The sequence below is a fragment of the Vibrio sp. SCSIO 43133 genome, assembly GCF_023716845.1.
In the GTDB taxonomy this organism is placed as follows: domain Bacteria; phylum Pseudomonadota; class Gammaproteobacteria; order Enterobacterales; family Vibrionaceae; genus Vibrio; species Vibrio mediterranei.
The window spans coordinates 107016-127712 of record NZ_CP068024.1 but is presented as its reverse complement, the minus strand read 5'-3'; the positions used below and the strand labels follow the sequence as shown (position 1 = coordinate 127712).

The following is a 20697-nucleotide window of genomic DNA, read 5'->3' as shown; positions in this document are numbered from 1 at the left end:
GTTTTTGTAGTTTTTTTTCATGAAAGTTTTGTTAATAGACATAACTGTTTTAGATATAAAAACTTTTTTAATGACAAAAAAAAGCCAACGACTGTGCGCTGGCTCATGTTAATTTGCTCAAATTGCTCAAAAATTGTCTAGTGAGCCTGATCCCAGTTGTCACCGTGACCAGCTTCCGCAACCAATGGAACATCAAGCTCTGCTGCTGATTCCATCAATTTTTGTATTTTACTTTCAATTTCGCTCAAAGATGACGATTCCACTTCAAATACCAGTTCATCGTGTACTTGCATAAGAAGCTTAACCTTACCCTCACCTTCCGCTTGCACCCACTCATCAACGAGTAACATCGCTTTCTTGATGATATCTGCAGCAGTACCTTGCATAGGCGCGTTGATCGCCGCTCGCTCCGCTGCTTTACGACGCATACCATTACGCGATTTGATTTCTGGTAGATGTAGACGACGACCAAAGATGGTTTCCACGTAACCTTTTTCAGCAGCCAACGAGCGCGTGTCTTCCATGTACTGCATCACACCTGGATAACGCTCAAAATAGGTATCCATATATTGTTGTGCTTCCCCACGAGGAATACCCAACTGCTTAGATAAGCCAAATGCACTCATGCCATAGATAAGACCAAAGTTAATCGCTTTTGCACGGCGACGTTGTTCACTGGTCACCTGATCAATATCGACACCAATGATCTCTGCCGCCGTTGCCGCGTGAATATCTTTGCCATTTTTGAACGCATCCAATAACGCTTTGTCACCAGACAGATGAGCCATGATTCGTAGTTCAATTTGAGAATAGTCGACTGCAAGAATCTTCCACCCATGCGGCGCAATAAACGCTTGTCGAATACGGCGTCCTTCTTCATTACGAATTGGAATATTCTGCAAGTTTGGATCAGTCGACGACAAACGGCCGGTCGCCGTTACGGCTTGGTGGTATGACGTATGAACACGGCCAGTCTCTGGATTGATCATCTTAGGAAGCTTGTCAGTATAAGTCGACTTCAGTTTAGCCAACCCACGGTATTCCAAAATCAGCTTTGGTAATGGATAGTCAAGCGCTAGCTCTTGTAGCACTTCTTCATTAGTAGAAGGCGCACCGGATGGCGTCTTTTTGATTACAGGTAAGCCCATCTTCTCAAAGAAAATGGTTTGAAGCTGTTTTGGCGAGCTTAAGTTGAACTCTTGTCCGGCAATCTCAAACGCCTTTTGTTCCAGCTCATCCAGTCTTGCTGCAATTTCCTGAGACTGCGCGCCTAGCAACATATCATCAATCAGTACCCCCGTACGTTCAATACGAGACAGAACTGGCACCAGTGGTACTTCAATATCTTGGTAGATACGATTCAGCGCTTCATTCTTCTCAAGCTCTGCATTCAAACGCTGATGGAGTCGGAAGGTCACGTCAGCATCTTCTGCAGCATAAGGTGATGCTTGCTCAAGATCGATCTGATTAAAAGTGAGCTGCGCTTTACCTTTACCTGCAATTTGTTCGAAAGAGATACAGCTATGTTGCAAGAAACGCAGAGCAAGGCTATCCATATCATGCTTGCCACCAACACTGTTGTAGACATAAGACGCTAGCATAGTGTCAAACTTGATGCCTTTAAGCTCAATATCGTAACGAGCCAGTACGCTGGCATCGTATTTTAGGTTTTGTCCAACCTTAGCAATAGCATCATCTTCTAATAGCGGCTTCAACTGTTCTAAAACCCACTGACGATCAAGCTGCTCAGGCGCACCAATATAGTCGTGAGCTACAGGGACATATGCCGCCACCCCTTCTTCAATCGCAAATGACAGACCAACAAGGTTCGCCACCATATAATCTAGGCTGTCGGTTTCAGTATCAAAAGCGATAACAGGAGCAGATTTCAGTTTCTCTAACCAACTGTTAAAGCTCTCTTCAGTCAGGATGGTTTCATAGGCACTGCGATCAATGGTGACTTGTGACGTGTCCATCGCAGATTGTTCATCACTTTGAGATGCACTGGTGGTTTTTCTTGCTGCGCTCTCCACTGCTTCAACTTCACCAGTACCACCTTCAAGTAGCTCATTTAACCATGACTTAAAGGTAAGCTGACCGTACAATTTTGTCAGTTCATCCACGTTCGGTTGCTGCTTTAGAAGAGACTCTGGTGTGCAGTCTAACTCGACATCAAGCTTAATCGTCGCTAACTCATAAGACAAAACTGCATTATCTTTATGCTCTGTAAGTTTCTTAGCCATGGTTTTAGAGCCACGGAAACCAAGCGGTGCGATATCATCTAAGCGTTCATAAAGATCTTTGATCCCACCAATGCCTTGAAGCAATGCCGTCGCGGTTTTATCGCCGACGCCAGGGACACCTGGAATGTTATCCACTTTATCGCCCATTAGAGCGAGATAATCGATGATAAGCTCTGGAGGAATACCAAACTTCTCTACCACACCTTCTCGATCCATCACTACGTTGGTCATGGTATTGATCAGCGTAACATTATCATCCACAAGCTGAGCCATATCTTTATCACCCGTGCTAATAAGCACAGGCATACCTGCTTGCGATGCTTGATGTGCCAGCGTACCGATAACGTCATCCGCTTCCACGCCTGGTACACAGATCAATGGCAGACCCATTGCTTTAATCACATTATGCAGAGGCTCAATCTGACATCTCAAATCATCAGGCATTGGAGGACGGTTTGCCTTGTATTCCGGATACATATCATCACGGAAAGTTTTACCTTTCGCATCAAACACCACCGCAATTCGCTCAGAAGCAAATTGACGCATCATGCTTCTCAGCATGTTCACTACACCGTAAACCGCATTGGTTGGTATTTCACCATTGCTCATCGTTTCTGGGTAGGCGTGGAAAGCTCGGTAAAGATAGGAAGATCCATCAATGAGAATCAGTGGGTTGTCTGGTATATGAGCCATGTCTAATTATCCAAGATTGCAGGTTATAAGCTATAAGAATGCCACGTCTCATTGCACTATGCCACGACCTTTCACTGGCTATATACACAGCTTAAGAATAATATTGGCGATTATGACATCATCTTCTGTGGATAAGTCTGTTTATATAGTTGTTTTAAATCGAAGTGGATAACTGAAAAAGAACAAAAACTTTAAATTAAGCCTTTGTTTTATATGTAAATATATTCAGATCTACATGTATAACTATGATCCTTTCAGGATCACGCCATGTGGAAAACCTTCTTTTACAGAAAGCAATCGTTGCAGAATTATGTTCTATTTATAACCGCTCAAATAATACTCAGTCACCAGACAGAAAAAAAGCGACATCATGGATGTCGCCTAGCAAAAATAGGAGGAGGTTATCTCATTATCTGAGTACATCTAACCGACCAAAAAGCTATAAATACACTGGAAGCAATGTGAGCAATGTCGTGTCAAAAAGAACCAAGCTTGATTGAAATCTGGTCACTAGTGCGACTGAAGTAATCAGAACCTTTTTCCTTAGGACGAGTTAATAGTAATCATTCTCATTTAAATCGTCAACAACTAATTGAGAATTTTTCTCATTAAATTTTTATTACCATCACCCATCTTCCATTTATTTATATTTTACAGATACTTAATGAACTTAATTCTGGTTTCAATCACTAACTGCTTCGGCTCACAATCATAGATAAAGTATCCGTTTTTTATCAGCAGCCTTAACATGGATGGAAACTGATTACGCGATTTAACCGTAATGTGTTGGTAACCTTGTTGCTTCGCCCAGCGTTCTTGGCACTCCATCAGAACTTGAGCAACACCCTGTTTTCTTGCCACAGGAGAGACTCCGCCGAACCAGCTATAAAAATTAGCCTCATCAATCTGATAGCCAATTTTAAAGCCCAGCAAGACTCCCGCTTTTTCTGCCACTAATATCAGATGCTTGTGGCCATTCAAGCGTGCTTGCAGGCTTTCGATGGTTTCTTTGTGAGCAAATTCCTCGATAAGTTCAACGATACTCACCACCTCTTCAAGCGTTCCTTCACGAACCAACATATCATTCACTCCTAACTGTTATTGGCAAAACCAAAAAAGCCGGTTTATACAACCGGCTTTTCACACTCAAGAATGTCGCTAATCTAAGCTAACTATTTCAAGAAGGTCTTTGCTTGACCATTTTCTTCAGCTAACCACTCCGCGACATCTTTAGCAAAGTAAGTAAGAATACCATCTGCGCCAGCACGCTTGAAGCAAAGCAAAGACTCTAAGACTGTCTCACGCTCTTTCAACCAGCCATTTTGAATCGCAGCTTTGTGCATCGCATATTCACCGGACACTTGATAAGCAAAAGTCGGCACTTGTAGCTCACTTCGTACACGACGCACCACATCCAAATAAGGCATACCTGGCTTCACCATTACCATATCTGCGCCTTCATTGATGTCCATTGCTACTTCATGCAAGGCTTCATCACTGTTAGCTGGATCCATTTGGTAGTTTTTCTTATTCCCGCCCTTCAAGTTCGAAGCGGAACCAACGGCATCTCGGAATGGACCGTAGTAATTTGACGCGTATTTTGCAGAGTAAGCCATGATCTGCGTGTGAATATAGCCAGCTTCTTCAAGCGCTTCACGAATTCGACCAATACGCCCATCCATCATGTCTGATGGGGCAACCACGTCCGCACCAGCTTCTGCATGAGATAACGCCTGTTTGACTAGTACTTCTGTCGTCTCATCATTTTGCACATAGCCGTCTTCATCGATGATGCCATCTTGACCATGCGTGGTAAACGGGTCGAGCGCCACATCGGTAATCACACCCATTTGGGGTACATTCTGTTTTAGTAGGCGCACTGCACGTTGCACCAAACCCTCTGGGTTGTGAGCCTCAGCTGCACAAAGACTTTTCGCGTCTTGGGTGACGACTGGGAAAAGAGCAATGGCAGGAACGCCAAGCTGAGCCAAATATTCCGCTTCTTCCAGCATCAAGTCTATAGATAGACGCTCAATACCCGGCATAGAATCTACCGTCTCTCTGCGGTTTTTCCCCATAAGAATAAACATTGGATAGATCAAATCATCCACCGACACTTTATTCTCCGCCATCAAACGTCGGCTGAAATCATGCTTGCGCATACGGCGCATACGTCGTGCTGGGAATTGACCTTGAATCGATACAGACACCTTTCTCTCCTTGTCTGGACAAATGCGAAAACCAAGCATATCACTCTTGTTTCATCATGCTAGTAGTAAAATTGGAAAATGCTAAATCAGAAACGATATACTCAACCTATTATTTGATCAGTGAAACTACAATGACGCGACTATGATAGATACACACGCTCACATCTACGCTACAGAATTTGATAACGATCGCGACGAAGTCGTACAACGAGCTCGCGCTGCGGGCATCGAACATATCCTGTTACCCAACATCGATTTAGAGTCTATTGAGCCCATGCTGGCCACCGAAGCCGCCTACCCAGAGGTGTGTCGCTCAATGATGGGACTTCACCCTTGCTACGTGGATGGCGACGTCGAGCAGACCTTAAAAACCATTTACTCTTGGTTTGAAAAGCACAACTTTATCGCCGTTGGTGAAATAGGCATAGATCTATATTGGGACAAGACCTATAAAGCGGAACAAGAACGCGCTTTTATTACCCAGCTAAACTGGGCGAAAGAGCTCGACTTGCCAGTTGTTGTCCATACCCGAGACTCAATTGAAGAAACCCTAGCTCTGCTAAAAGGTGAGCAAGATGGCAACCTTTCTGGCGTATTCCATTGTTTTGGCGGTAACTTGGATGAAGCCAAAGCCATTAATGACCTCGGCTTTCATCTTGGTCTTGGTGGCGTATCAACGTTCAAAAACTCCGGCATGGACAAAGTGATTCCAGAATTGAACTTAGATTGGGTGATTCTTGAGACAGATTGTCCTTACCTAGCGCCCGTCCCACATCGTGGTAAGCGAAATGAACCGGCTTACACTGAGTTAGTCTTAAAGCGTATCGCAGACGTTCGAACTATGAGTGAGCAGCAGATCTTGGACATCACTACACAAAATGCTAAATCACTATTTAAATTATAAATTGTTGTTTATTCATATCAAACCGTGACATTTCCTCACCTTTGAGATGGCACAATTGCATATCAAGAACATAAAGTTCGTGACTGTACAATATATCAACGATTCAACAATAAAAAATAGCGGCCAAAGTAGCCGCTATTTTTTATTGTTTTTGGATGCTTATGCGTCTTCTGCTTCAGACTCTTCCTCATCATCTTTGCGAGTATAAAATCTTGCAAAGAACAACCCGACTTCAAACAGCAAACACATAGGTATGGCGAGCAAGGTTTGAGAAATCATATCTGGTGGCGTCAGCATCATACCGACAACAAACGCACCAACAATAATGTATGGTCGCTTCTGCTTGAGGCTGTCTACCGACGTCGCACCTGTCCAGCACAATAAGATAATCGCGACAGGCACTTCAAAGGCAATACCAAACGCCAAGAAGAGTGCAAGTACAAAGTCGAGATAGCTCGAAATGTCCGTCGCAAATTCTACCCCTCCTAAGGAAATGGCAGTAAAGAAGCCAAACACTAGTGGGAATACAACAAAATACGCAAATGCCACACCACAGTAAAACAGCAGCGAGCTTGAGAACATCAATGGCATCACCAGCCGTCTTTCATGCTTATACAAACCAGGGGCAACAAACGCCCATACTTGATAAAGGATGAAAGGAACCGCAATAAAGATGGACGCAATGAGCGTCAATTTCAGTGGCGTAAAAAATGGCGAAGCAACGTCAGTTGCTATCATCGTTGCACCTTCAGGTAGTCGCTCTACCAAAGGCTTAGAAACGAAATCGTATATATCGCCGGAGAAATAAACCAAAGCCAGAAAAACCACTAACACAGCCGTAATCGCGCGTAGTAGTCGATTTCTTAGCTCAAGCAGGTGACTGATCAAAGGCTGTGTCTGTTCGACGCTAGACATGAAAACCTCGAATAAAATAAAAGTGCTAAGAGAAGGTTTATCTCATTGGCACTTTCGGAATGAAAACGATAAGGGCTGAAGCTCAGCCCTTATTAAGATCTTTTTCTGGAGACTCATTCTCAACAGGCTTTGCCACTTCAGCAGCTGGTGCTTCTGCACTGGCTTCCGATGTCGACGCTTTTGGTTTGTCACTCGCATAAGGACGAGTCACCTCTTGCGCGGCCTGTTTCAGTTCCTCCACCGAACTTTTCAGTTCAGGAGAGAGGTCTTCCATGCCCATTTTCTCAGCTTTTTTCAGGTTCTCTTGAAGCTCTTGCACCTTGAGTTCGTGTGAAAGCTCATCTTTGACATTATTTGCCATAGCCTTCGCAGAGCTGATAAAACGAGAAACACTTCGGATTGCAGTTGGTAGACGTTCTGGTCCTAGAACGACTAGACCAACTACTGAAATGAGTACCAGTTCCCAAAAACCGATATCAAACACGAATTATGCCTGCTCTTTATCTTTCTTCGCTTCTGTCGATGCGTCTGCTGTTTGCTTTTGCTCGATGTTCTTTGGCTCAAAATCAGCGTCTTTCGTGTCTGATTTCGCCGTTGTGTTGTCATCTTCACTCATGGCTTTCTTAAAGCCTTTTACCGCACCACCAAGATCGCCACCGATACCGCGTAATTTCTTAGTACCAAATAGCAAAACAACGATCACGGCAATAATAAGAAGTTGCCAAATACTAATACCACCCATTCTTTCTACCTCGGGTCTTGATTAACAAATAAAAAATTAATACGAGTTTATCGCTTAACGTCTGTAAGTACGCCAACTTAACAGCCAAAATGTGATACCAACAGCGCCTGACAATGCAGATAACTGCTGATATGGCCCTCCCAGTAATATGGCAGAGCATACGATTAAAGTTGCACCAACGCCAAACAAAAATTTACCTGTACCTTGTTGCCGTTTTGTTTCACGGTATCCTTGATACAGCATGTCCATGCGTTGATTCATAGCCTTACCTTGTTTAAGGCTATCGTACAGCAACTCTGGTAGTTCCGGTAACTTTTCTGCCCAAAACGGAGCGCGTTCTTTAATTCCGTTTATAACAGCTTGCGGCCCTACTTGGTTCGCCATCCATTTTTCTAAAAATGGTTTCGCCGTCTCCCATAAGTCTAGCTGCGGATAGAGCTGTCTGCCTAACCCCTCGACATAGAGCAAGGTCTTTTGCAGCAAGACAAGCTGGGGCTGTACTTCCATATTGAACCGGCGCGCGGTATTAAATAGATTCAGTAACACATGGCCGAAAGAGATTTCACACAAAGGTTTGGCAAAAATTGGCTCACACACCATGCGAATAGCAAACTCAAATTCATCGACGTTAGTATCGGTTGGCACCCAACCAGAGTCGACATGCAGCTCAGCCACCTTACGATAGTCACGGTTAAAGAAAGCAAGGAAGTTTTCCGCCAGATAACGTTTATCTTCGCTATTTAACGTGCCAACAATGCCGCAATCTAAGCCAATCCAAAGCGGATTCTCTGGGTGCTCATAGCTAACAAACACATTGCCTGGATGCATATCGGCATGGAAAAAACTGTCACGAAACACCTGAGTAAAGAATACGCTCACACCACGTTCCGCTAACAGCTTCATATTAGTGCCATTCGCTTCAAGTGTCGGAATATCAGACACTTGAATACCGTAGATTCGCTCAGAGACCATTAAGCTTTCGCTACTAAAGTCCGGCATAACCTCAGGAACATAAAGCTCTTCACTGCCTTCGAAGTTGCGACGCAATTGAATTGCATTGGCCGCTTCACGTCTTAAATCAAGCTCATCCAATAAGGTCTTTTCGTATTCGCGCACCACTTCAACAGGTTTTAACCTGCGAGCGTCAGGTAGAGCATTCGACACTATCCTAGCCATGCGATACATCAGCTTAAGATCTGCATCAATGACAGGGCGAATATCTGGACGAATCACCTTCAAGACAACTTCTTGCCCAGAGTCTTTCAGCTTAGCAGTGTGAACCTGAGCAATTGAGGCCGATGCCAAAGGCTCAATATCAAAATCATCAAACCATTGTTCAATAGGGCCACCGAGAGCCAGTTCCATTTGCGACTTAGCTAAGTGTCCATCAAATGGCGACACTTGGTCTTGAAGTAGCGCAAGTTGATCAGCAATATGCGGAGGGAATAGATCCCGACGCGTTGACATCATTTGACCAAACTTAATCCATACTGGACCTAACTCTTGCAGTGCCAACCTAAGCCTTTCACCAAGCGGCTTGTCTGGATGTTTATTCTTCATCCAGAACAAAGATTTGCGTGCTAGCAACGGGGCTTTGGTGAGCTGATGCATGGGCATCAACTCATCTAAGCCGTACTCAAGCTGAACCTTTATGATTCGATAAAGACGTTTGATTTCACTTGGAGTCATGCGCGCTCCGCCGATGCATCATTAGAATCATCGCTTGATGTCGCTTCAATTAAACGCTCCAAACGCACACTCAATCTATCTGCTTGGCTACGCACTTCATCAACGTCGTCACAAAATGCTGCTACCGCTAACGGTGGCGGAGCAATTTTCCACTCTTCCGTTAATACTTGACCAAAGTGGTCTTGGTGCTTTGCAGCTTGTGATGCGAAGAAGGAAAAGAGCCCTTTTACTCCTTGAACCGCAGTATGTGCCACCACATCACCAGTTACACGGGATAACCACTCTTCTAGATCTGGTTTGCAATCGGTTAGCAGAGCAGAGAACTTCTGAGCCAGTTGAATGTCACCTTCCAATTGCAACTTATCCTGTTTGATAAGCTTGGTGATATTCGCCTGCTCTTTTAGTTCAGGAAGTACCGAAAGGTTTAAAGATAAATAACAGTCCGGCTCGCCCTCATAGTTGGAAAGGACATCCAACTGATGACTAAACACAAAAGTGAGTGACTTATTAAACTCACGCAAATGAACTTGAATAATCTGACCTTTAAGACGTGCAACGCGCTTAACCAACGCATCGTCATCTTTGATTAAGGTATTGAGCGTGGTTTCCACCACCGCGGTGACTAATGGGTCAAAGGGCATAGCTCAGTCCTTAGAATTTGTATCCACGGTGCAGCGCAACAATACCACCCGTTAGGTTGAAGTATTTGGTCTGCTCAAAGCCAGCGTCTTTCATCATGCCTTCCAGAGTCTCTTGATCTGGATGCATTCGAATAGATTCAGCAAGATAACGATAACTTTCTGCATCGTTCGCTACCAATTCACCCATTTTCGGCAACAGATGGAAAGAATACGCATCGTAAACTTTAGATAGAGGCTCAAGGATAGGTTTTGAAAACTCAAGTACCAGTAAGCGACCACCCGGCTTCAATACGCGATACATAGAACGCAGCGCCTTGTCTTTATCGGTCACGTTACGTAGACAGAAACTGATAGTAATACAGTCAAAGTAATTATCTGGGAATGGCAGCTCTTCAGCATTAGCCTGAACGTAATGAACGTTACCGACAATACCAGTATCACGCAATTTGTCGCGCCCCACATTCAACATGGAGTTGTTGATGTCAGCGAGAATCACATGACCTTTGTCACCAACGATACGAGAAAACTTAGCCGTCAGGTCACCAGTACCACCACCAAGGTCGAGGATACGTTGACCCGGTCTCGCACCACTGCAATCAATAGTAAAGCGCTTCCATAAGCGGTGAACACCACCAGACATCAAATCGTTCATGATGTCGTATTTTGCTGCTACCGAGTGAAATACCTCAGCAACTTTTGTCACTTTTTCTTCTTTCGCGACTGTTGTGAAACCAAAGTGTGTGGTTTCGTCTTGTTGATTAAGCTGATTTGATTGCACGTTACTATCCGTCATTATTCTTCCTCTTAGGCGGCGCAACATCACCTACGCCGCAGACGGTCAGTTTACTTTATCCATGTCTGGTTGTCTTTCCACCAACGCATCATTTTGTGCAATTTCTGTCAGAGAAGGAGAAATGGAGCGTTTCACTTCCACACCGAGTTGCTTAAAACTCTCCGCTTGACGGATCGCATTGCCCCTTCCGGTGGCCAATTTGTTCATTGCACCTTGATAACTTTGGTTCGCTTTATCGAGTGCGCCGCCCAGCCCTTCCATATCATCAACAAACAAACGCAACTTGTCGTAAAGCTTGCTCGCCTTGTCAGCAATCACCTGTGCATTCTGATTCTGGCGGTCGTTGCGCCAAAGGTTATCAATAGTACGCAGCGCCACCAGCAAGGTGGTTGGGCTAACCAAGATGATGTTGCTCTCCATCGCCTCTTTCACCAAACTCGGATCGGCTTGAATCGCCACTTGGAATGCAGGCTCTACCGGGATAAACATCAAGACGTAGTCGAGCGAACGGATACCTTTTAGTTGATGGTAATCTTTTTGCGACAATCCTCGAATATGATTACGTAGCGCAATCAGATGATCACTCAATGCACGATCGCGTTCGGCGTCTGTCTCAGCATTAAAGTAGCGCTCATAGGCCACCAGCACCATTTTCGAGTCGATAACCACTTGCTTCTCTTGGGGAAGATGAACAATCACATCTGGCTGATATCGTTTACCCGCTTCATTTTGCAGGCTGACTTGGGTTTGATACTCGTGACCTTCACGCAGCCCTGATTCAGCCAGCACGCGCGCAAGAACCACCTCACCCCAGTTACCTTGCTGTTTATTATCACCTTTTAGCGCTTGGGTGAGGTTCATCGCTTCTTTAGTCATCTGATCGTTAAGACGTTGTAGGTTCTTTAGTTCATGAACCAAGGTATGGCGTTCTTTGGCTTCCTGGCTGAAACTATCATTAACTTGCTTTTTAAACCCTTCCAACTGCTCTTTGAGTGGCGACAGGATGCCCTCTAAACTTTGTCGGTTTTGTGCGTCAACCTTAGCCGTTTTGGCTTCAAACACTTGATTGGCTAGACGTTCAAACTGCTCTTTTAAGCGCAATTCAGATTGCTGCAGAAGCTCAAGTTTTTCTTGGTCAGAGCGCTGTTGTTGCTGATAGGTCGCTAACTGTTCACGCAGCTCGGCTTCAGACTGAGCCCGCTGCTGCTTCACATATTCAAGGTCAGTCGCATACTGCTGACGTTCTTGCTTCACCGCTTCAAAGTAACGCAACTTTTCCATTGCAGCCATGACTTTGCCGTGCGCTTGCTTAAGCTCAAACGCCGATTTATCTCGTTCGTCATCCAGTTCGTCAAGCTCTTGCTTTGCGTCTTGAAGGTCGTGGCGTAAGCGTTCAATTTCTTGCTCTAAAGCGGTCTTTTCTAACTGCGCTTTTTGCTCAAACATCTGCTCCATCTGACGTGACTTAAAGTGCAGAATTGCAGCGGCGGAAAATCCGAGACAAGTTGAAATAGAAGTGATTGAAAGTAGGAGGGTTTGGTTATCAATTATCCATTGCATTGTATACGTGCCATCAGCCTAGGTTCTATAGCTAATGGTAATTTATACTGGATAAATGTCCAGATATTTACAAGGCACGCCGCTTGATACGTGAGTTGATGATATCTTCGATAAGCTTCTGTTCACGCTTTGCTTTTTCGTAGTTTTGTTTTTTACTCCAACGATCCAGCACTTGCTCTAGTCCGTGTACTCTTGCCGCTTTTTGTTGCAGCTGTTTCTGAACCGAATGACACTGTGCTTCCATCACCGCTTGCTCATGCTTTTGATGATTCAGCATTTTTTGCAGCATTTGGTCGACAAGGTTAAGGTTCATCAACCCCATGCTATTGGTTTGATTTGAGCCACTGTGATTTAGTGTTTTCAGTTCAGACAATGCTAGTAGCTGCTTAGCCAAATGCTCATTTTGGTGGCGCATAGATTCCAAACGCGCACCAATCTGATCACGTCGTAATTCCTCTACTTGGGTTATTTTACCGACTGCACGAATTTTACTGTCCATAGTTTTTGGTTAGCGTTTGGCTTCCTGCTTAATTAGGGTTTTGAAATAGCTGCGCCAACTCCGTTAACGATGTCTGAAAATCCACCGCATCATTGGCCGCTTGCAATAGATAGTTTTTGAGTTGAGGGTGCACCGCCACCGATTGGTCGAGTTCAGGGTCTTGGCCTGGCTGATAACCACCTAAAGGAAGCAGCTCTTTCACTTGCAAATAGTTGGAATAAAGCTGACGAAATTGATTGGCTAGCGTACTGTGCGCTTCAGGAGTACATCCTGACATACAACGGCTGATCGACGCATTAATATCAATCGCGGGATAGTGTCCTTGCTCCGCCAATGAGCGAGAGAGTACCACATGCCCATCTAGAATTGCGCGGGCAGAATCCACCACAGGATCTTGTTGGTCATCCCCTTCTGCTAAAACCGTGTAAATGGCAGTCAAACTGCCATCGGGATGCTCACTGTTCCCGGCACGCTCCAACAGCTGAGGCAAGACACTGAAAACCGAAGGTGGATATCCTCTTGATGCCGGAGGTTCACCTAATGCTAACGCAATTTCACGCTGCGCCATGGCATAGCGAGTTAAAGAATCCATCAGCAACAACACATCGTTGCCTTTATCCCGAAAATACTCGGCAACTCGATGACAAAGTAATGTGGCTCGTAAGCGCATTAATGGTGACTCATCCGCAGGAGCCGCAATAATAATGGCTTTCTTACGCGCTTCTGGCGTCAAATTACGTTCGATAAACTCACGCACCTCACGGCCACGCTCACCAATCAAGCCAACAACAATGACATCAGCTTCGGTGTTTTGAGTAATCATCCCCATCAACACACTTTTACCCACACCGCTACCTGCCATTAAACCAATGCGCTGACCCTTGCCGACAGTGAGTAAACCGTTGATCGCACGAACACCAACATCCAGTGGCGTATCAACGGGACGACGTTTTAATGGGTTTATTGGTTTCGGCTCTAAAGAGACACGATCGCCCCCTTTTAGCACCGCGCCATCATCCAATGCTTCACCAAGTCCATTCACCACACGCCCTAACCAATGGCTGCCCAAATTAACCGAGCTATCACCATCAAGCGGTATGACTTTGGCACCGGCAAATAATCCCCCCAACTGACGAACGGGCATGAGGTAGGCAATATTATGGTCAAAGCCCACCACTTGCGCTTCAATCATATCGCCTTCATCTGTCTCAACCAGACAACGTTGCTCAAGCTTAAATCGACACCCAACCGCTTGCAGCATTAAACCGTTTACCTTTACTAATCGACCTGTGACTCGCGCAACAGGTACTAGGTTAAGCGACGCAATCGCATCGTTTAGGCGGTCATGAAGTAGAGGGGAGGAAGCACTAGTCATCGTTACTCGCTAAATCAATAGGTGTCACTTCATCCAATAAGTGCTCTTTTACTGCATCCATACACGACTCCAATCGAGAGTCGCAACTGGCATCAGCTTCAGCATCTTCTGTCACCAAATGACAGCCACCAACGGGCAGTTCTGGTTTGGCAACTAACTTCCAACCGTCAGCTAACTCAGGGTTAATCTGGGTAATACGCTCTAGGTCTTGTGGGTTTAGGTGTACGGTGACCTTTTCAGTTTTACCCGGCATGGCCTCCAGTGTCTCATCGACTAATGCCAGAATTTGCTGGGGCATCAGCGTCAACTCAGCACGAATGACTTGCTGCGCCACTTTTTGCACCAACTCACAGATGATATGGCGTTGTTGCTGTTCTTTTTCTTCCTGCCAGCGAGACAGTGACACATAGATATCATTAACAGGTTTAACGGCATCAAGGAACGCTTGCTTGCCCGACTGTTCACCCGAGACAAAACCTTTTTGAAAGCCCTCTTTTTGACCTTCCAATAAACCCTGTTGCTTGCCTTGCTCAATTCCTTGGTTTAAGCCTTCTCGATGACCACGCTCTAGCCCTTGTTGAAAGCCTTCTTCAAGGCGTTCCTGCACGTCGATTTGTGTCGGTGCGTCATCCCAACTGAGTTCAGCGGTAAACTCATCCACTGCTGAAGGTTGTGCCAATGGCGGGAAGCGGTGTTGTCTATAACCACTAGGTGGCAAGGTAAAAATCGCTTTTTCCTTCATGGCTTACTCCACTGTCTGCTCTTGGTATAGCGACAACTCGATCTCGCCCGCTTCCGATAGCTCTTTGATGATCTGCATAATGTCATTGCGAGCACGCTCAACCGCACTAACAGGCACCGCGCCGCGCAATTGCATATCGTCTTCCAGTGCTTTTACCATACGCTGTGGCATCGAACGTTTGATCGCTTGCTGCAAGGTAATTTCCGCCCCTTTTAACGCCACCGCCCAAAGCTCAATTGGTACTTGCTGAACTAACGTATCCATGGTGTCTTCACGCTGCCTACCTAGCACCATAAAGTCGAACATGTTCTCTTCAATTTCACTGACGACGTCTTCATCATGCAGTTTGAGCATTTCCATCAACATTGCTCGGTCACCCGAGAAACGGTTGATAATGTCGGCTACTTGTTTAACGCCAGACATAGGTGCACTTTGACTTACTGAGACCTGCTCAATACAGCGTTCTATTAATTCGTTAAGATCCGCTGCCACTTGATGGTCAATATCTTGTAAGCGAGCAATGCGATACAGCAACTCATCGTGATAATCCGCAGGAAGGTAACTCAGTACCGCCGATGAGGTCTCTGGAGGTAAATACGCTAAGAATATAGCCTGCATCTGTGGGTGCTCTTTCGCTACAAATCTCGACAAGATCTCCGCATCAACCCATTGCAGTCGCTGCATGTTATTGCGAATTTCATCACCATACAGGTTGTTAAGTAATCCCTTAGCTAAATCATTACCTAGAGCTTTACGCAATGTGTTCGACAAGTATTCTTTTGAGGCGCCACGAATACCACTGTGCTGTCTAAAGTCTTCGAAGAAGTGTTGAATCACCCCTTTGGCATTATCACTTTTAATGCCACTTAGGCGTGCCATCGCTCGGGTGACACGCTGTGTTTCATCGCGAGAGAAATGACGCAGCACCTGAGCAGCGGCATCCTCCCCCATACCTAAAAGCACAAGAGCGGTTTTCTCAACATGACTAAGCGTTGCTGGCGTTGACTGTGCTGTTTTCATTCACATTTACCCATTGTTTAAGTACTTCCGCTACGCGCTCAGGCTCTTCATTGGCAATAAGCTGTAGATGTTTAAGTTGAATTTCCAACGGCGACCCTGGAGGGGGCAGCATGTCACTGCTAGCATCAAGACCTGAAGAGGTGGATTCTATGCCTTTCTCAGACAATCGACGATTCAGCATCTCTTCACGTTCGCGCTCTTCACGAGTCTGAATATTCTCTTGGTATTCCTCTTCTTGAGGCTCAGCGAATTCAAGTTCGTTGCCACGCTTGTCCGCTCCCGTTAGGTGCATAATCAATGGACGAAGTACAAAGAAGATCATCGCCATTCCGAGCATACCGCCAATGACATAACGCAGAGGCTGTTGCACTGTCGGGTCTTGCCACCACGGCATAGCCGGTGGCGCTTCGATTTCAATTGGGGTGAAGTTAAAGCTCATTAGACTCAAGCTGTCTCCACGATCGGCGGAGATACCTACAGCATCGGTGATCATCGTTGATATTTGTGCGCGTTCGGCTGGTGTCCATGCTGTACCATTTGGCGCAGCACTTTCATTAAGGAGTACAGAGACACTTAGCTTAGAGATTTGACCTTGCTGATATTGAGTACGGCGCACGCTGCTGCCTACCGCGTACTGACGATTTAGCTCACTGCGTGCATTGGTATTTTGACTATCATTGGTTGGCACTTCACCTGTCACTGGTGGTTGGTTACTCAGAGAGCCCGGAATACCAAGTGCTATTTTATCAATGGTATTGTTCTGAATGCTGTGCTCGTTGCGCACCACCGGATTAGTGTCGAGGATTTCTTGCGTTTCTTCCACTCGACTGAAGTCCATATCCGCCGCAACCTGGACACGATAGTTACTCGGACCTACAATCGGCGTAAGCATATCTGCCGCACGTTGAATGATCTGCTTTTCAACGTTCTTTTGATATTCCAGATATTTCGCATTGACCTTACCTGCTTCTGCCGAGCCAACATCGGCACTCAACAGACGGCCATATTGGTCAATAACCGAAACAAACTCTGGTTTCATTCCCGTTACGCTACCCACCACCAAGTTGATGATGGCTTCGACTTGGTCGGGTTTCAGATCTTCGCCCGGCTTAAGCTCAATCATCACCGACGCCGACGGCTCTTCACCTTGTTGGCGAACAAACAATGTCTGTCTTGGAATGGCTAAGTGAACACGAGCATTAGAGATAGCATTAAGAGAAATGATGGTGCGTACTAGTTCACCTTCGAGTCCATGACGGTAACGGGCATTTTCCATGAACTGGCTCGTTCCCAAAGAACTGTCTTCTTTAAGTGAGTCCAATCCGGTTGGCAGCTGAGCTTTAACGCCCTTCGCCGCCAATAACATACGGATTTTCGCCACTTGACCTTCTGCGACTAACACTTGACCGTTCTGCTCTTGCAGTCGATAGGCAATACCTTCGGACTCTAATACCGAGACAATTTCACCAATATCAAAACGTTCTTGTTGGCTGTATAGCGGACGATAACTTTGCGAAGAACTCCACAGCGCCACCACAATAATGGCTGCAACAATAGCAGCCAGTACTGCTGACAATACCAAGTTACGCTGCGAGCTTGACCACAGCTTCTTCACCTTGGCGTTGATATCGTTCATATTCGATGAGTTTGCTGTTTTGGGGGCAACATCGATTGGTCCCGCTGCCGCCACAGTTTGAGGTGCTAATTCTGACATGTTCTACACCGGCATCTTCATAATATCTTCAAAGGAAGCAACTACCTTGTTGCGAACTTGCATTAGAGCAGAAAACGACAAGCTCGCTTTCTGGCTAGCAATCATGGCTCCAACAAGATCATCACTCTCCCCAGTCTCTACTGCTGTGATTTTCTGTGATGCCGTAGATTGATGCTGGTTCACCATATCAAGCACATTTTTCATTGCACCAGAAAATGCCATCGGTTCATTAACCTTGTTCACATCGATTGGGTTATTGGACACCACAAAATCAGGCTGCACGTGCTGCTGCATTACCTGCATTTTTGTCAGCATTAATTGCTCTGCGGATAACGCGTTATTTATAGGTTGCATCGCCATCAAATTTCTCCTTTACGCAGCCGAGCCAATGGCTGACTGTAGATCGATTCCTTGCTCTCGCATCGCAGCTAATTTGTAGCGCAGTGCTCGCGTAGAAACCCCTAGAGCGTCCGCCGTTTTAGTTCGGTTTCCGCCAAATTGACGTAGTTTTTCTAAGATAAATTGGAATTCCGCCTGCTTTTTGACTTCCACGTGTCCCATTAGGTTTTCATTGGACACCACAGGATTAAAAGCAGGTATCTCAATCGGCAACATCAAGTCGTGAGCCGTAATATAGTCGCCGTGGCGCATGACGAGCGCACGTTGAATCACGTTCTCTAATTCACGAATATTGCCGGGCCAGTGGTATTGACTAAGCGCTTGCTGCGCATCCTCAGATAAGTAGCAATTGGCTTGCTCTTTGTATTTATTAATAAAGAATTGGCTAATAGGTAGGATGTCATCTTTGCGATCACGAAGTGGCGGCCAATGCAGCGGCAATACGTCTAAGCGGTAATACAAGTCTTCTCTAAACGTCCCTTTTTGAACCTCTTCGCGAAGATCTTTATTAGTGGCCGCAATCACTCGAATATCTAAAGCAATCGACTTATGGCTGCCCACACGCTCTACTTCCCTCTCCTGAAGTACTCGCAGTAACTTAGCTTGAACGGCTGGTGACATTTCGCCAATTTCGTCTAACAAAATTGTGCCACCGTTAGCTTCTTCAAACTTACCGGTTTGTGAACCCGTCGCGCCGGTAAATGCTCCTTTCACATGACCAAACAGTACCGCTTCTAGCATGGACTCAGGAATAGCGGCACAGTTGACGGCTACAAAAGGCTGCTGTGCACGAGGCGATTGATCATGGACGTAACGAGCGAGTACTTCTTTGCCGGTACCCGATTCCCCAGTAATCAACACACTAGCACTGGTGCACGCCGCACGGTGCGCCAATTGCAAAACTTGTTTGCTCCGCCAAGATTCCGCCACAATATTGGCCATTGGCTTCTCTAACGCTTCAACGCGACGAATCAAGTTGACCAGTTGCGCTGCTTCAAATGGACGCAGCAAGTAATCTGTCGCCCCCGCCTTCATCGCTTCTGCAGCTAATATACCTTGGTCTTGTTCGACGATGGCAATGGCTACACCAGGGTTAGCTTTTCGCTGATGACAGGCAATCCACTCACGAATACTCATATCGGGCAGATTGGAGCTGACTAAACTGATGGAGCCTGAAGTGGTTAACAGTGCCGAACGACCAGTTCGAACATGATTTATGCTAAAGCCCTGCTCCGTTAATAGGTCGATAATAGGTTGAGCGTTATGCTCACAAGGCTCAACGTAGAGAATATCCTTTTTCATTTACTGAACCTCCGTCTTCAGATCCGTTGAAGACGCTGTGTTGTTGGAAGGATGACGAACCACTCGAACCGTAACTCGGCGGTTCTTAGCTTGACCAAACTCAGTCTCATTGCTGCTCACGGGGTAACGGGCACCATGGGCTCGTACTTCGATCAGTTTGGCTGGCGTCCCTAACTCAGTGAGTACACTGGCGACGTCATCGGCTCGTACTCGTGACACCTGTAGGTTGCTCAATGACGAACCAACATTATCCGTGTGTCCATCCACTAGCACTTTTGATATGTGGCCATCTGCTTTGATATAGCTGGCTAATGATTGCAGTGTTTGACGCTGTTCACTGGTGACCACTCGTTGGCCAAAATCAAACTTCAACACCACGTCTCTCGCTTGGCTGTAGTTCATTTCAGGTAATTTGGAGCGGCACTGATTGAAGCTAAAGTATGCCGATTCAATTCGAGTGGAAGGTAAAACAAAGGCATCACCTACTTGATTAGCAGCTTGCATAGAGCTCACTCTGATCCAAGCCCCACGAGTGGTGGCTGCTAATAAAGCATCAATATCCACATCAAAGATGGCGTAGCCACGCGTTGTTTTCGCAGCATCATCAATCATGGTGTGTTGCACTGGGGTATGCCATGGTGCTGACATTTGAAATAGCTGGGCTTGTTTGATGTTATTGTTAGGTAAATGCAGAACTGCCGACAATTGGTTATTAGGTTCCGCATGGAAGTAAAACTTCCCCCTATTATTTGGCAAGGTCTGAACAAGCTGGCACTCAAATTCTCCCTCTACAAATTGCCAATTAACCAAATCCATCGGAATATTTACTTCCGCTGCGTGTGAGATCTTAATCCCAAAAAACATCCCCATTAATAACGCCAATGGATACATCCTATTAACAGCGAAAGTGTGAATTTGTATTTTACATTCTCTTGACCGAGAAAAATCTCGACATAATGAGAAATAATATTTTTTAACTAAGCCATAGATCATATTGCTGTCCATCTATATCTCTTTCACATAATACATAGAAGCCTACTTTCATATGAGAGAGACGTTTTATAAAATCCCTTGATAGGCGTTATAAAACATAAATTTAGATAAAATACTCACTCTGATTGTTGCTATACAAGGGCTGTGCGCATTATTTAGTCGCAATTTTGCCCATGAAATATAATTATTATTTAATTAAGCTACCTGTATTTATTTTATATTTAAAGGTGCTTTATATAGCGAAAACAAACATATGAACCAAG

General features: G+C 45.5%; 19 protein-coding genes. 1 reads left to right on the top strand and 18 read right to left on the bottom strand.

Annotated features, from left to right (window positions below; genetic code table 11):
• Positions 1-137: 137 nt before the first annotated feature.
• From polA to hemB, 3 genes are all read right to left on the bottom strand, one after another.
• Positions 138-2936, bottom strand: coding sequence for a DNA polymerase I (polA, locus tag JKJ11_RS00630; protein ID WP_252038630.1), 2799 nt, complete (start codon positions 2934-2936; stop codon positions 138-140).
• Between the two features lie 651 nt (positions 2937-3587).
• The gene (locus JKJ11_RS00625) at positions 3588-4016 is read right to left on the bottom strand and encodes a GNAT family N-acetyltransferase (RefSeq protein ID WP_252038629.1); all 429 of its coding nucleotides are present in this window, start codon (positions 4014-4016) and stop codon (positions 3588-3590) included.
• Between the two features lie 92 nt (positions 4017-4108).
• Entirely contained in the window at positions 4109-5146 is a 1038-nt protein-coding gene (hemB, locus tag JKJ11_RS00620; RefSeq protein ID WP_006072195.1) for a porphobilinogen synthase, read from the bottom strand.
• A 142-nt stretch (positions 5147-5288) separates the two neighbouring features.
• Between hemB and JKJ11_RS00615 the strand changes: the two genes are divergently transcribed.
• Positions 5289-6050, top strand: a complete 762-nt coding sequence (locus JKJ11_RS00615; protein WP_252038628.1) for a TatD family hydrolase — start codon at positions 5289-5291, stop codon at positions 6048-6050.
• A gap of 159 nt (positions 6051-6209) precedes the next feature.
• Here JKJ11_RS00615 and tatC read toward each other — a convergent pair whose 3' ends face one another.
• From tatC to JKJ11_RS00540, 15 genes are all read right to left on the bottom strand, one after another.
• Positions 6210-6965: a twin-arginine translocase subunit TatC gene (gene tatC / locus JKJ11_RS00610; protein ID WP_006072191.1), complete on the bottom strand. Its 756-nt coding sequence runs from the start codon at positions 6963-6965 to the stop codon at positions 6210-6212.
• Between the two features lie 82 nt (positions 6966-7047).
• Positions 7048-7449: a Sec-independent protein translocase protein TatB gene (gene tatB / locus JKJ11_RS00605; RefSeq protein ID WP_006072189.1), complete on the bottom strand. Its 402-nt coding sequence runs from the start codon at positions 7447-7449 to the stop codon at positions 7048-7050.
• 3 nt (positions 7450-7452) lie between these two features.
• Positions 7453-7707, bottom strand: coding sequence for a Sec-independent protein translocase subunit TatA (gene tatA / locus JKJ11_RS00600; protein ID WP_006072188.1), 255 nt, complete (start codon positions 7705-7707; stop codon positions 7453-7455).
• Positions 7708-7761: 54 nt separating this feature from the next.
• Positions 7762-9396, bottom strand: a complete 1635-nt coding sequence (ubiB, locus tag JKJ11_RS00595) for a ubiquinone biosynthesis regulatory protein kinase UbiB (RefSeq protein ID WP_252038627.1) — start codon at positions 9394-9396, stop codon at positions 7762-7764.
• Positions 9393-10037, bottom strand: coding sequence for a ubiquinone biosynthesis accessory factor UbiJ (locus tag JKJ11_RS00590; protein WP_252038626.1), 645 nt, complete (start codon positions 10035-10037; stop codon positions 9393-9395). Before JKJ11_RS00590 ends, ubiB begins: the two co-directional genes overlap by 4 nt.
• A 10-nt stretch (positions 10038-10047) precedes the next feature.
• Complete coding sequence (gene ubiE / locus JKJ11_RS00585; protein WP_006072183.1) at positions 10048-10830, bottom strand: bifunctional demethylmenaquinone methyltransferase/2-methoxy-6-polyprenyl-1,4-benzoquinol methylase UbiE; 783 nt, start codon at positions 10828-10830, stop codon at positions 10048-10050.
• A gap of 45 nt (positions 10831-10875) precedes the next feature.
• Entirely contained in the window at positions 10876-12285 is a 1410-nt protein-coding gene (gene rmuC, locus JKJ11_RS00580) for a DNA recombination protein RmuC (RefSeq protein WP_006072182.1), read from the bottom strand.
• Between the two features lie 172 nt (positions 12286-12457).
• Positions 12458-12889 carry a flagellar export protein FliJ gene (gene fliJ / locus JKJ11_RS00575; RefSeq protein WP_124940499.1) on the bottom strand — a complete coding sequence of 144 codons (432 nt, stop codon included), beginning with the start codon at positions 12887-12889 and terminating at the stop codon, positions 12458-12460.
• A gap of 28 nt (positions 12890-12917) precedes the next feature.
• A complete protein-coding gene (fliI, locus tag JKJ11_RS00570; RefSeq protein WP_124940498.1) occupies positions 12918-14264 on the bottom strand; it encodes a flagellar protein export ATPase FliI in 1347 nt (448 codons plus the stop codon).
• Positions 14257-15006 carry a flagellar assembly protein FliH gene (gene fliH, locus JKJ11_RS00565; RefSeq protein ID WP_006072177.1) on the bottom strand — a complete coding sequence of 250 codons (750 nt, stop codon included), beginning with the start codon at positions 15004-15006 and terminating at the stop codon, positions 14257-14259. The genes fliI and fliH overlap by 8 nt, the downstream gene beginning before the upstream one ends.
• 3 nt (positions 15007-15009) lie before the next feature.
• Complete coding sequence (locus JKJ11_RS00560; protein ID WP_006072174.1) at positions 15010-16026, bottom strand: flagellar motor switch protein FliG; 1017 nt, start codon at positions 16024-16026, stop codon at positions 15010-15012.
• On the bottom strand, positions 15992-17740 hold the full coding sequence (gene fliF / locus JKJ11_RS00555) for a flagellar basal-body MS-ring/collar protein FliF (RefSeq protein ID WP_252038625.1): 1749 nt from the start codon (positions 17738-17740) through the stop codon (positions 15992-15994). Before fliF ends, JKJ11_RS00560 begins: the two co-directional genes overlap by 35 nt.
• A gap of 3 nt (positions 17741-17743) precedes the next feature.
• Positions 17744-18100, bottom strand: coding sequence for a flagellar hook-basal body complex protein FliE (fliE, locus tag JKJ11_RS00550; RefSeq protein WP_006072170.1), 357 nt, complete (start codon positions 18098-18100; stop codon positions 17744-17746).
• A 12-nt stretch (positions 18101-18112) separates the two neighbouring features.
• Positions 18113-19441 carry a sigma-54-dependent transcriptional regulator gene (locus tag JKJ11_RS00545; RefSeq protein WP_252038624.1) on the bottom strand — a complete coding sequence of 443 codons (1329 nt, stop codon included), beginning with the start codon at positions 19439-19441 and terminating at the stop codon, positions 18113-18115.
• Entirely contained in the window at positions 19442-20323 is an 882-nt protein-coding gene (locus JKJ11_RS00540; protein ID WP_252038623.1) for a MotY family protein, read from the bottom strand.
• Between the last annotated feature and the right edge of the window lie 374 nt (positions 20324-20697).

What these genes read in the sequence shown, in the direction of transcription:
- fliI (WP_124940498.1), bottom strand. Translation starts at nt 14,264, where the DNA reads ATGACTAGTGCTTCCTCCCCTCTACTTCATGACCGCCTAAACGATGCG.
- JKJ11_RS00615 (WP_252038628.1), top strand. Translation starts at nt 5,289, where the DNA reads ATGATAGATACACACGCTCACATCTACGCTACAGAATTTGATAACGAT.
- rmuC (WP_006072182.1), bottom strand. Translation starts at nt 12,285, where the DNA reads ATGGAGCAGATGTTTGAGCAAAAAGCGCAGTTAGAAAAGACCGCTTTA.
- fliE (WP_006072170.1), bottom strand. Translation starts at nt 18,100, where the DNA reads ATGGCGATGCAACCTATAAATAACGCGTTATCCGCAGAGCAATTAATG.
- JKJ11_RS00545 (WP_252038624.1), bottom strand. Translation starts at nt 19,441, where the DNA reads ATGAAAAAGGATATTCTCTACGTTGAGCCTTGTGAGCATAACGCTCAA.
- JKJ11_RS00560 (WP_006072174.1), bottom strand. Translation starts at nt 16,026, where the DNA reads ATGAAAACAGCACAGTCAACGCCAGCAACGCTTAGTCATGTTGAGAAA.
- polA (WP_252038630.1), bottom strand. Translation starts at nt 2,936, where the DNA reads ATGGCTCATATACCAGACAACCCACTGATTCTCATTGATGGATCTTCC.
- tatA (WP_006072188.1), bottom strand. Translation starts at nt 7,707, where the DNA reads ATGGGTGGTATTAGTATTTGGCAACTTCTTATTATTGCCGTGATCGTT.
- fliH (WP_006072177.1), bottom strand. Translation starts at nt 15,006, where the DNA reads ATGAAGGAAAAAGCGATTTTTACCTTGCCACCTAGTGGTTATAGACAA.
- ubiE (WP_006072183.1), bottom strand. Translation starts at nt 10,830, where the DNA reads ATGACGGATAGTAACGTGCAATCAAATCAGCTTAATCAACAAGACGAA.
- JKJ11_RS00590 (WP_252038626.1), bottom strand. Translation starts at nt 10,037, where the DNA reads ATGCCCTTTGACCCATTAGTCACCGCGGTGGTGGAAACCACGCTCAAT.
- fliF (WP_252038625.1), bottom strand. Translation starts at nt 17,740, where the DNA reads ATGTCAGAATTAGCACCTCAAACTGTGGCGGCAGCGGGACCAATCGAT.
- ubiB (WP_252038627.1), bottom strand. Translation starts at nt 9,396, where the DNA reads ATGACTCCAAGTGAAATCAAACGTCTTTATCGAATCATAAAGGTTCAG.
- tatC (WP_006072191.1), bottom strand. Translation starts at nt 6,965, where the DNA reads ATGTCTAGCGTCGAACAGACACAGCCTTTGATCAGTCACCTGCTTGAG.
- JKJ11_RS00625 (WP_252038629.1), bottom strand. Translation starts at nt 4,016, where the DNA reads ATGTTGGTTCGTGAAGGAACGCTTGAAGAGGTGGTGAGTATCGTTGAA.
- fliJ (WP_124940499.1), bottom strand. Translation starts at nt 12,889, where the DNA reads ATGGACAGTAAAATTCGTGCAGTCGGTAAAATAACCCAAGTAGAGGAA.